The organism is Methylobacterium sp. E-025, assembly GCF_022829705.1.
GTDB lineage: Bacteria > Pseudomonadota > Alphaproteobacteria > Rhizobiales > Beijerinckiaceae > Methylobacterium.
The window spans coordinates 1-10,538 of sequence record NZ_JAKSYR010000076.1 but is presented as its reverse complement, the minus strand read 5'-3'; the positions used below and the strand labels follow the sequence as shown (position 1 = coordinate 10,538).

Annotated in this window: 12 protein-coding genes and 1 pseudogene; 7 read left to right on the top strand and 6 right to left on the bottom strand. The window is 64.1% G+C overall.

What is annotated here, in order from left to right; genetic code table 11:
* The 5 genes from MKK64_RS08550 to MKK64_RS28410 form a co-directional block, all read left to right on the top strand.
* The coding region (locus tag MKK64_RS08550; protein WP_243933578.1) for a DUF2252 family protein at positions 1–577 on the top strand (577 nt) is incomplete at its 5' end.
* A 320-nt stretch (positions 578–897) separates the two neighbouring features.
* Complete coding sequence (locus MKK64_RS08545) at positions 898–1,299, top strand: STAS/SEC14 domain-containing protein (protein WP_243933576.1); 402 nt, start codon at positions 898–900, stop codon at positions 1,297–1,299.
* 324 nt (positions 1,300–1,623) lie between these two features.
* The gene (locus tag MKK64_RS08540; RefSeq protein ID WP_243933574.1) at positions 1,624–1,824 is read left to right on the top strand and encodes a type II toxin-antitoxin system ParD family antitoxin; all 201 of its coding nucleotides are present in this window, start codon (positions 1,624–1,626) and stop codon (positions 1,822–1,824) included.
* Complete coding sequence (locus MKK64_RS08535) at positions 1,811–4,399, top strand: ATP-binding protein (RefSeq protein WP_243933572.1); 2,589 nt, start codon at positions 1,811–1,813, stop codon at positions 4,397–4,399. Before MKK64_RS08540 ends, MKK64_RS08535 begins: the two co-directional genes overlap by 14 nt.
* Before the next feature lie 320 nt (positions 4,400–4,719).
* Positions 4,720–4,845 carry a DUF3606 domain-containing protein gene (locus MKK64_RS28410; protein WP_409567924.1) on the top strand — a complete coding sequence of 42 codons (126 nt, stop codon included), beginning with the start codon at positions 4,720–4,722 and terminating at the stop codon, positions 4,843–4,845.
* 48 nt (positions 4,846–4,893) lie between these two features.
* Here the strand turns inward: MKK64_RS28410 and MKK64_RS08530 are convergent, their stop codons facing one another.
* From MKK64_RS08530 to MKK64_RS08515, 4 genes are all read right to left on the bottom strand, one after another.
* The gene (locus MKK64_RS08530; RefSeq protein WP_243933558.1) at positions 4,894–5,298 is read right to left on the bottom strand and encodes a response regulator; all 405 of its coding nucleotides are present in this window, start codon (positions 5,296–5,298) and stop codon (positions 4,894–4,896) included.
* Between the two features lie 521 nt (positions 5,299–5,819).
* Positions 5,820–6,680, bottom strand: coding sequence for a hypothetical protein (locus tag MKK64_RS08525; protein ID WP_243933551.1), 861 nt, complete (start codon positions 6,678–6,680; stop codon positions 5,820–5,822).
* Between the two features lie 798 nt (positions 6,681–7,478).
* Positions 7,479–7,661 carry a hypothetical protein gene (locus MKK64_RS08520; protein WP_243933543.1) on the bottom strand — a complete coding sequence of 61 codons (183 nt, stop codon included), beginning with the start codon at positions 7,659–7,661 and terminating at the stop codon, positions 7,479–7,481.
* 10 nt (positions 7,662–7,671) lie between these two features.
* Positions 7,672–7,995, bottom strand: a complete 324-nt coding sequence (locus tag MKK64_RS08515) for a hypothetical protein (RefSeq protein ID WP_243933541.1) — start codon at positions 7,993–7,995, stop codon at positions 7,672–7,674.
* Between the two features lie 351 nt (positions 7,996–8,346).
* Here MKK64_RS08515 and MKK64_RS08505 point away from each other — a divergent pair, with 351 nt between their 5' ends.
* Together MKK64_RS08505 and MKK64_RS08500 are read left to right on the top strand one after the other, a co-directional pair.
* Positions 8,347–8,646: a hypothetical protein gene (locus tag MKK64_RS08505; protein ID WP_243933537.1), complete on the top strand. Its 300-nt coding sequence runs from the start codon at positions 8,347–8,349 to the stop codon at positions 8,644–8,646.
* A 64-nt stretch (positions 8,647–8,710) separates the two neighbouring features.
* Entirely contained in the window at positions 8,711–9,043 is a 333-nt protein-coding gene (locus tag MKK64_RS08500) for a hypothetical protein (RefSeq protein ID WP_243933535.1), read from the top strand.
* A gap of 1,039 nt (positions 9,044–10,082) precedes the next feature.
* Here MKK64_RS08500 and MKK64_RS08495 read toward each other — a convergent pair.
* Positions 10,083–10,268 (bottom strand): hypothetical protein, encoded by a 186-nt coding sequence (locus MKK64_RS08495; RefSeq protein WP_243933533.1) that lies wholly within the window; start codon positions 10,266–10,268, stop codon positions 10,083–10,085.
* Positions 10,269–10,413: 145 nt separating this feature from the next.
* Positions 10,414–10,538, bottom strand: a pseudogene (locus tag MKK64_RS08490) (IS630 family transposase); the annotation flags it as partial.

Sequence of the window (10,538 nt, the reverse complement as noted above, 5' to 3'; positions counted from 1 at the left end):
CATGCTGAGCCGCTACCACGTGGTCGACGTCGCCCACCGCGTCGTCGGGGTCGGCAGCGTCGGGACCCGCGCCTACGTGGCGCTGCTCTGCGGCAACTCGGACCAGGACGTGCTCTTCCTGCAGGTGAAGGAGGCGGTGCGTCCGGCCCACGCCCCCTACCTGCCCGGCATGCCGGAGCCCTATGCCAGCCACGAGGGCGAGCGGGTGATCTACGGGCAGCGCCTGCTCCAGGGCGTCGGCGACCCGCTGCTCGGCTGGACCACGATCGCCGACCGCCCGTTCTACGTGCGGCAGATGAAGAACATGAAGGGCGAGATCCCAGTCTCTCGCATGACAGGTCGATCTCTTATGTACTTTTCCCACGCCTATGGCGCCCTGTTGGCCAAGGCCCATGCACGAACAGGGGATGCCTCAGCAATTGCAGGCTACTGCGGCCACGATGGCCGCGCCGACTTAAGGGAGGCTGTAGCTGATTGGTCTGCCGCCTACGGCGATCGAAACGCTGAGGACTTCAGATTTTTTCAAGACGCCATCGCATCGGGACGGCTTGAAGCGGCGGCCGATCCACATCTTTGACGTATCATGTGCGTGGTTGTGCGCGCTGCACGGAAGAGAGCGCAACCTGGTTAGGTAAGAACCCGTTTGCGGTGATGCTGTGGCAGACTTAACGGGCAAAAGGCTGGTAGAAGTATGTGTGCGGCGCTCAGCGTGATTTGCATTGGATGGCAGCTCTCATAGACACCGTATTGTGAGCGCCCGAACCTGCGACCTGCAAGGTGGGCTTCGATGCGCAGGTTTGGCAGCAGCCACTGTGCGGCACGCTCATCGGTTTGGATCAAAACGTGGGATCGTATCGTTCAATCCATAATCTGCTATGGCGGAATTGGGAGGAACGCATGAACGCAGCACCGGACGGTTCAGTCATCCAGCGTGAGGCACCGCGTCCCGACCTTCTCGCCTTCGAGATCAAGGACAAGATCACCAAGCCCGACATCGAGTGGATGTCCTCCGTGACCGATGCAGCCATGCAGGCGCACGGGAAGATCGACATGCTCATCATTATGTCGAACTACGAAGGCTCGGATCTAGGAGCGACCTTCGACGGCTATGCGGCGAGCGTGAAGGCGCGCTCGGTGGCGCATATCCAGCGCTACGTCGTCGTCGGTGCACCGACCATGGCGAAAGCTATGATCAACCTGTCCGGGATGATCATGCCGGTCGAGACAAAAACCTTCGACTTTAAGGAGGAGCCAGCTGCCTGGGCTTGGCTCGCGCAGGCTCAAACCACCGCATCCTGATACGCAAGGTCATCGGATGATCAGCCTGAGGGAGGGCGCACCTTTCCCTAGATCATCTGACAACGGACAATTGGCTGCACCAGCCGTGTAACGGCCGATGGTGCAAGCCGGGTGCATCTCGGTGATGTAGGTCGCGCAACGGGCGAAAACCTGTGACCGATTAAGGCTGCTTTCGAAGCCGCTTGTGACCCTACTCGGACGTTGGCGTAGGCACCGTCCAACGTCCGATCCTGCCGGGAAGCAGACGGCATAGGGACCGCAACCGGGGCACGCATGTGTCACGTGTAAGACAGTGTGTGGACGTGTTACCGATCCGATATGGCTGTGCGCGAAACCATCACTATCTCCGTGCCCCCGGAACTGCGGGTGTTCCTGCAAGGGTGCGTTGCCACCGGCCGCTACAGCAGCATCAGCGAGGTCGTGCGGGCCGCCCTACGGGAGTTTGAAAGGGCCGAGATGGGGAAGGCCCCGATCACCCAGCAAGCGATGGTGCAGCAGTCTCCTCCCCCTCATGACCGCGCCTGATCCGATGTCGGGTAGCTGCGACTTCCTTGCCGGGGCGGGCGAGATGGCGACGCTGATGCGCGCCTACGACTGGACCACGACGCCGCTCGGCAAGCCCGAGGGTTGGCCCTCCGGCCTGCGCACGGCGGTGCGCCTGCTACTCAACAGCCATCACCCCATGCACATCTTCTGGGGGCTGGAGGCGACGTTCTTCTACAACGACCCCTTTGTCCCCTCGGCGGGACCGGAGCGCCATCCCTCCGCGCTCGGCCGTCCGGCATCCGAAAGCTGGGGTGAAATCTGGCCGGTGATTGGCTTCGAGGTCGCCAAGGTCCGCAACGGCGGCGGGCATACCTGGTACGAGGACCAGCACGTCCCGATCTTGCGCGAGGGCCGGGTCGAGGATGCCTACTGGACCTATGGGCTCAGCCCAATCGATGACGATACCGCGCCCAACGGCATCGGCGGGGTCATCTCCATCTTGACCGAGACCACGAAGCGCAAGGCGCTGGAGGACAGCCTTCGCGCCAGCAACCGGCGCCAGCGAAGCCTGTTACAGCAGATACCGGGCTTCGTCGCCGTGCTCGAAGGGCCGGACCTCGTCTATGCGTACGTCAATGACGCTTACGTGGCGACGGCCGGTGCGCGCGGCTACCTCGGCCGGACTGTGCGCGACGTATTCCCCGAACTCGAAGGGCAGGGTTTCTTCGAACTGCTGGACGAGGTGTACGCCACCGGTGTCCCGTTCTCGGCTCAGGACACGCCGATCCGGTTCGTGGATGAGGACGAGGACCGGTACATCGACTTCCTGTTCCAGCCGATCCGCGAACAGAATGGCCCGATCAATGGCATTCTTGTGGGTGGTCATGAGGTCACGGCGCGCGTGCGTGCCGAGGCCGCGTTACGCGCCGAGATGGATCAGGCACGGCATCGGGAGGTGAGGGCGCAGGCCGATGCCGAGCGCGTGCAACTTGCCCTTGGCGCGGGTGCCATCCTCGGGACGTGGCACTGGGACCTACCGACCGACCGGTTCACCGTTGACGAGGGCTTCGCCGGCAGCTTCGGCCTCGACCCAGCCCTCGGCACGACCGGCATACCGCTCGCTCAGATCGTCGCGACCGTCCACCCCGACGACCAAGCGGGACTGGCCAAGGCGATCAACGACGCCATTCAGCGGGGCGGCGCCTACGCGCACCAGTATCGCGTGCGCCGGACGGACGGACGCTACTACTGGATCGAGGCCAACGGGCGCGTTGACCGCGCTGAGGACGGCACCCCATCGAGCTTCCCCGGCGTACTCATCGACGTGGAGGAGCGCCGCGCCATCCTGGAGGAGCGCGACCGGGCAGCGGCAGCGTTGCGCACTCTCAACGAGACCCTGGAACAGCGAGTCGCCGAGCGGACAACTGAACTGATGCGCGCCGAGGAGGCGCTTCGGCAATCCCAGAAGATGGAGGCGGTGGGCCAACTCACCGGGGGGCTGGCGCACGACTTCAACAACCTGCTCGCGGGCATCTCCGGGTCACTGGAACTGATGCAGAACCGGATGCAGCAGGGCCGCCTCAAGGACGTGGACAAGTACATGGTGGCCGCACAGGGGGCCTCGAAGCGCGCCGCGGCGCTGACCCACCGCCTCCTCGCCTTCTCCCGCCGCCAGACCCTCGACCCTAAACCCACCGACGTAAACCGGCTCGTCTTGGGCATGCAGGAGTTGATCCAGCGTACGGCTGGCCCAGGCAGCCCGGTCGAGGTGGTCGGCGCCTCAGGCCTATGGCCCGCCCTGGTGGACCCGTCGCAGCTTGAGAACGCCCTGCTCAACCTGTGCATCAACGCCAGGGACGCGATGCCAGATGGCGGGCGCATCACGGTCGAGACCGCGAACAGGTGGCTGGATGAGCGCGCCGCCAAGAAACAGGACCTCCCGGAAGGGCAGTACCTTTCACTGTGCGTAACCGACACCGGCACCGGCATGCCGCCGGAAGTAATCGCGCGGGTGTTCGAGCCGTTCTTCACGACGAAGCCCACCGGAGAAGGCACGGGGCTCGGCCTGTCGATGATTTACGGCTTCGCCAAGCAGTCTGGTGGGCAGGTCCGGATCTACTCCGAGGTCGGTCAGGGTTCGACCATCTGCATCTACCTGCCCCGCCACCACGGCGAGGCAGCCGATGAATTCGACACGATCAAACTCGATGCGTTGCCCCGCTCGGAGCAGGAGGCAACGGTGCTGATCGTGGACGATGAGCCGACCGTGCGCATGCTCGTCACCGATATCCTCGAAGACCTCGGCTACCTTGCCATCGAGGCTGGTGACAGCGCGGCGGGGCTGAAGATCCTGCAATCGGACGTGCCCATCGACCTCCTGGTGACGGATGTAGGCCTGCCCGGCGGCATGAACGGCCGGCAGATGGCAGACGCCGGACGGGTGCAGCGCCCGGACCTCAAGGTGCTGTTCATCACCGGTTACGCGGAGAATGCGGTGCTCGGCCACGGCCATCTCGCACCTGGCATGTCGGTGCTGACCAAACCGTTCGCGATGGACGCCATGGCTGCCCGCATCCGGTCGCTGATCGAAGCAGTCAAGGAAGCGAAGCGGTAGGGCTCATCACGTGAGGAGCGCCCGGGTGGCACGATCGTCCGCCGTTTGAAACTCCATAACGGACACTCCTTTCGGCGTCCTGCAACTTCCGCTGTCTACCCATAGGCGATCCGACCGGTATCCGAAAAACGCTCAAGTTATGAAAGGGTGGTGCAGGGCTGAGGCAAAAAATCGGATTCCACAGGGGATGACGAAACATCCGCGCCCGGTTCGCGTTCATACCCCAATCGTGCAGCATCGCCAGAAACAAGCCTATAAGCGGAGTAGGGTTTTAAATGCCCTCCACACCCGCGCCTAGTGTCTCCTAAACGCATTTAGACATCCACGATCAGTTTGCGCGTCAGGCGCTTGCCCAATCCCTTGGAGTCACCGAGGAAAACATCAAGCGCGCAGTCCGAATGGTCGGTACTCGGATTTCAACAATCCGCGGATATTTCGGTCATTAGGCTGCTTCTGAGAGAAAAGAAGAACGGGGCCGATGACGGTCCCTTTTTTTATGACTTAAGAGGTTCCGGCTTTCGGCCGTCTGGCAGGATTTCCCGCAGGTGGTCATGGACCATTTCCGCAGAGAATGGCTTGTTCAGAAAGCGCACCCCATCAGGTAACTCACCGGGCTGCGGGCTGACCTGGCCGGAGGCAACGACAATCGTAATGTCCGGCCAGCGCCGTGACACCTCGCATGCCAGGGCGAACCCGTCACGCGATCCGGGCATCTGCACGTCGGTAAAGAGAAGGACGATCGAAGCGTAATGCTCTTCAAGGATCGTGATGGCCCGATCGCCGTCTGCGGCTTCTAGGGTTCGAAACCCGGCCTCTTCAAGGATGTCGAGCACGTCCATGCGGATCAGCCCATCGTCATCGACAGCGAGGGCATAAGGGGCAGACGCGGTGCGATCCATAAGCACCAAATCCCTCCCGCGCGAACAAGGTCCCATCCCATCCCAAAATGGGCGTGAACAGCTGTTGTCTGGTCGAGAGGGGAAGCGCGGTCGGGATCAGCGCCCCCAGACCATCTCGAGGAGCGCCACACCCGCCGCCGCCACGACGTTGCCCCTGCCGCCCCATGGTAGCGGCGGGAATGGGATCACTGCCGCTTCCGGAAGTACGACCTCCGACGCCTCGGCCTCCCGGTCCACATCGTTGCCCCGCATCCACACGACCTGACTGCCCTGGTGGCTCTCAGGGGCGCCGAGGGCGGGTTCCGCATCCCCGCCGTCCCCGGCGCCTACGTCTCCGTCCATGCGGTCGAGGATGGCAGCAGGTTGTCGGCTGTGTTGACGACGCTCTGTACCACCGCCTCTATCAGGTTGCGGGCTCCAGCTGGCGTGAGAGGAGGCGGTGCTACGAGCACAGCCTGGTGGAGCAAAGGATCGGCTGTCTGTTGCTCCGCCAGCTGTGAGACGACGGGATCCGCACGGGATCAAGCTTCCTCCTTTGCCTCCCTGCCATCGAGTGCCACGAGGTTCTGCAGCAGTTTCCTGTAAGAGGGATCGATCGAGCTGCCTCCACGATCGCTGCTCCAGACCTGCTGCATGGCGAGCCCGGCCCGACCCTTGACTGCCAGGCCGGGGATCGTGGCAGCATCCATCGCGGCGATATCGAAGGCGATCCGCATGACATCGCGGCCGGAATGGAACCGGGCATCCTCGACAATCGGGATACCAGCCGCCTCGCGCGCTGCGAGATGGGCGGCATGGTAGGCCTCGCACGAGGCTCGAAGGCGCCGATGATGCTTGCAGATGCGGGTGCGCCCGTCGTGATACCGATTCGTGTTCTGCACCGCCTCCCATGGCCACAGGATCATCACGCGATGGTCGAACTGCCTGTGGCACGGCTCGCCGTCCGCGTTGGGTGGTGCCTCCCCATGGAAGTGCCACCCTGCCGGGCCGGTGACGCGAGGACGAACGATCTCGGGCTGGATTTCCGGCTTGATCGTCTCGAACTGAGCGACACGCCTGGCCTTGCGCTCGCACAGCGTCAGGAAGCCGGCCAGGGCCTTGTCCAGGTCGGCGCCGAGCCGGATCAGGTCGGCGTCGGGGCTCGGTGCCGCCGCAAGGACTGCGGGAGCCGCGAGCACGATCGAACCGGTTGAGAGCGCGGTGAGGCCGCGCAGGAAGCTGCGACGGGATGAGGGACCGTTCATCGGCCGCCCTCCCCAATCCGCGCCGATCGTGCTGAGGACCAGGGCCGCCCGCGTCGAGGGTGGGGCAGCTGTAACCATGGCATCGGCCCTGGCATCCATCGGCCAGTGGCTGAGCACCTTGTCGGCCAGCGGGGTCATCGGGGCCGTGAGGGGGGCTGTAGTACCCGCTGTAGTACTGCTCTTCCGGGCTCAGCATGCCGAGCAGTTCGTCATGGGCGTGGCCGTGCTCGCGGGCCAGGAAGGCGACGTAGCGCCTCATCAGGGGCAGGGTCAGCGGCTCGGCCACCGCGCTCGGGGCACTGATCAGCGTGACGCCGCCACCGATCAGGGGCAGCGAGAGCAGGCCACGCAGGAAGCCGCGGCGGGGCGGGACGGGCTCGTCGTTGCGCATGGCCACGATGGCGCGGGTAACGGGGCCGGTCAGCGGGTTCGAGGCGTGCAAGGTCGTTGCCATAGCTGGGGCTCCAGAGGGCTCGGGGTGGGTGCGGAAGTTGGAAGGGGTGGGTCCCGGTTGGGCGCCGATCTGGTCGGCCGGGGCGGGAGCACGGCACCCGGCCGAGCGAACACCTTGCGCAGGCGTCGCCGTGCGGCACGACGGGCGCCGGTGGTGCCGGCCTGCTCGCCGCGGGCGGTGTGATAGGCGGCAAGCGCCGCGGCGGTCTTGGGCGTAGTCGGCGTCAGGGCGTAGAGGTTGAGGCGGCCAGCCGGCGCACGCGGGCCAGTGAAGCGCGGTAGGCACGCTAACCGGCGGGCATCGGCAGGCCGGCGGCGGTCAGGTCAGCTGCGACATGACCCGAAGCGGAATAGGCAGAATCGGCTTTCTCGGCTCAGCGGATCGCCGGCAGCACATGGCCGGCACCCGCGAGGACACGAGGACGAGGAAAGCGCCGAGGACGCCACGGCGGGAGAGGTTGGCCATCAGCGCGTCTCGCTCAGTTAGGCGGCCGCGAGGCTCCCGCCGCCGTCGTTGCTGAGCGCACAGACATTGTCCGCGCGCTCGGCGGTTTCGCCGGCCGCGATCCGGTGCCGGTAGGAGGCCGCGAGGCGCAGGCAGATCGCGTGATCCTGCCGGGCGTGCAGCAGGCGGACTGTGGGGGAGCGGATCAGGTCGGAGGCCATCGGTCCGGCCTCAGTGCGCGCGGTAGGCGCGCGAAGCCTTGGCGGCGGCCCAGGCGCCCTTGAGGGCGTAGGACATGCACACGCCCCAGGCGTCGCCGGTCACTTCCATGCGGGCCTGCGCGGAGCGGGTCGCAGCGCGCATGATCGCCGAGCGGTCGAAGGTGCCGTCGCGGTTGACCAGGGGGGCGACGGTGGCGGCGAAGCGCTTGGCGCTCTCGGTCGAGGCGACGACCGCGGACTTGGCGCGGGTGATGATGCGGCGGGCGTCGGCGGTCAGGCGCGGGTCGGCGCTGCGGCTGATGTGCGAGGCGGGGATGAGGTTGGCGTAGCGCATCGGAAGGAGCGTTGCTCTAATTCGATGCCTGGGGCATTTTATGAGTCCTGAGGTACTGTCAATTCCTTAGGTATCACGCTTATCCCCTGGGTATCATTTTCTGGGACGGTCGATGCTCAGTAGCGAAATGGTGCGTGCTGGAAGAGCTTTGCTACGTTGGGAGCAAAAGGATCTCGCCGAGGCGTCGGGGGTATCGCTTCCTACGATCAAACGTTTGGAAGCTGCGCCCGGCGCTCTATCAGCTCACGGCCCTACGATCGCAGCCATCCAGCGCGCGTTCGAGAGTAAGGGCCTTGAGTTCATCCCCGAGAACGGCGGGGGCGCCGGCATCCGGTTCCGGGAGCGGTAGGCATGACCTCCTCGCCTGAGCGCCTATCCGAGGTCTCCCGCCTTGCTGGCCTGCTAACCGACCAGGTGCCGGACGCGCAGATCATGAGCCGACCAATCCTGGACCAACACATCCGTGCGCTCCTCGACGCCGCCTTGCTGCTCGCTGAGTACGACGTTCCACTCCCACACCTCCTGACGCAGATCGTCTATGAGATCGACAGTAAGACAGGTCCGATGGTAGAAACGGACGCGGTCGAGCAGGCTGAAGCGAAAGGCATGGCTTGGCTGCTTCGACCCTTCCAGGGACGAAAAGGGCCTTAGTGGCGCAGGGTCGGAACCATCATGCCGAAATTAGTTTCCTTCCGGTAATACAATCGGAGGAAACATGACCAAGCTTGCAACCCTTTCAGGCGCTGCCGCCATTCTAATGCTGACGGCCGGCGCATCCTTCGCTGCCCCGTATTCGGTGGGAACCACCACCAACATGGAAGGCAAGTCGTCCTCGGCCGACAAGAGCTCGATGACCGACGGCACCACGACTGCCAAGACGACCCCCGGCGCCAAGGCCGAGTCTCCCGGAACGGTTGGCGCGCTGAACAACGTTGGCGCCGGCACCAAGCCCGTCGATGGTGAGAAGAAGCCGACCCGAGGGTCAGGTGGTGAAGCAGGGCAGCAACGACTGCTGAAAGCGTCCCTAGCGTCGTACTTGGCAATCTGATGGCCCTGTAGGCTCTAGCTTGCAGGGCCGTTTTCGTTCTCCAGTCGCGACTTCACGGCAGAGAACGGGGACGACCCTGGTGTCAGGTTTCGCGAGAGGGCGACCCTAGCCAGTGAGTGATCGCCGTCACAATGCGATCTACGAGGCTGGACACGCCACGATCGCCCGCGCCCTGACATAGCCTGCAGCTGGGCGACGATCACCGCCGATGACGACAGCGCAGCATTATGGAGCAAATGCACCAAGGGAGGACGGCGCTAAACCCATCGGATGATGTCGCCACGTGATTTGAACGGGTTATGCGGCCATTATTCAATAAAGTTAGCAAAAGATGATTTAGTTAAATCAAATGTGCGCTTTGGTCGCGCGATGACAGATTGTCCTCCACCTGACACCCCAGGGTCGCGCTTTTTCAGGCGCCTACCTCAAGATGTCCCAAGGCAGAACTGCCCGAATGACTGCGTCAGCGATCTGAGCCAAGATGGCCGCGATCTGCTCACCCTCATCCGACTGTGGGGCGCCATCACCGAGCAGCCTGCGAGGGCGCGCGTTCTTAGTACCGCGCGGCAGGAAGCGGAGAGATCAGGCTATCGCGAGTAACACGGGAGCGACCTTTGGCCTTGTAGCTCCGCATCATCTGTGAGTTCTTATGTGATCCGCGAACGACAAACGCACGCCCATACCGCTGGCCTCAATTCTTTGCCGCTGTATAACCCTTAAAATCGATCTTGGTGCTCATCGGCAAGACTTTTAGGCGGCTCGCTTGGCTTCCCTGCTGTTTGCCCCGTCGCCACGCTCGCTCCTGGCCGATCTGTTCATATGATCAGCCCAAGCGATGACGCGCGAGCGCAACCGTTTCCCACTTGACCGCGCCTCATGCGGTGGTTTCCCATACTGAAACCCCTCCGCTGACGATGAGTGACAGTCTGTCAACTGAAGGCAGGCACCTTGCCGGCAAGCCGGACTCAGGACCGGTTCGCTGGTGAGATAGACGAAGCACCCGTCGCCCCGTGATCAGATCGGGGGACGGGCCTGCTGCCTATCGCACGGCCTGCCACAATGGCACGCCAACGGGGCGCCCAGGTCGATCCCGCCGGAAGGTCTGGTTCCCGTAGCGGATCCACGTGTCGCCAATCGCCTCGACGCGGCGCGCGTTGATTATCAGGCCGCCGCAGTAATCGACGCGGACCACGCCGATAGTCGGGTGCACGCCGAACAGGTCCATGGCCGTCCAGCCGAGGGCGATGGCGTAATCACCGAGCCGGTCGAGGAAGTCGAATCGCCGCCTCGCACATCTCCTGCCAGCGCTGAGCCGAGAGGCCCGGACAAGGTGGCACCGTGGGCTTCATGGCTTCTAGAGCGTTTTCGGTTTAATCTGGTCCGTATCCAGCGGCAGCGAAGAAGTTGGCGCACTCGTCAGGTGTGACGGTGTCGACGAGACGTCCGATGGCCGACCACAATCCCTCGACGGTTCGCTCGGCCGCTTTGCGTAGCA

Coding starts and splice junctions, on each gene's coding strand:
- MKK64_RS08545 (WP_243933576.1), top strand. CDS start 898: ATGAACGCAGCACCGGACGGTTCAGTCATCCAGCGTGAGGCACCGCGT.
- MKK64_RS08535 (WP_243933572.1), top strand. CDS start 1,811: ATGACCGCGCCTGATCCGATGTCGGGTAGCTGCGACTTCCTTGCCGGG.
- MKK64_RS08530 (WP_243933558.1), bottom strand. CDS start 5,298: ATGGATCGCACCGCGTCTGCCCCTTATGCCCTCGCTGTCGATGACGAT.
- MKK64_RS08525 (WP_243933551.1), bottom strand. CDS start 6,680: ATGACCCCGCTGGCCGACAAGGTGCTCAGCCACTGGCCGATGGATGCC.
- MKK64_RS08520 (WP_243933543.1), bottom strand. CDS start 7,661: ATGGCCTCCGACCTGATCCGCTCCCCCACAGTCCGCCTGCTGCACGCC.
- MKK64_RS08515 (WP_243933541.1), bottom strand. CDS start 7,995: ATGCGCTACGCCAACCTCATCCCCGCCTCGCACATCAGCCGCAGCGCC.
- MKK64_RS08505 (WP_243933537.1), top strand. CDS start 8,347: ATGACCTCCTCGCCTGAGCGCCTATCCGAGGTCTCCCGCCTTGCTGGC.
- MKK64_RS08500 (WP_243933535.1), top strand. CDS start 8,711: ATGACCAAGCTTGCAACCCTTTCAGGCGCTGCCGCCATTCTAATGCTG.
- MKK64_RS08495 (WP_243933533.1), bottom strand. CDS start 10,268: ATGGACCTGTTCGGCGTGCACCCGACTATCGGCGTGGTCCGCGTCGAT.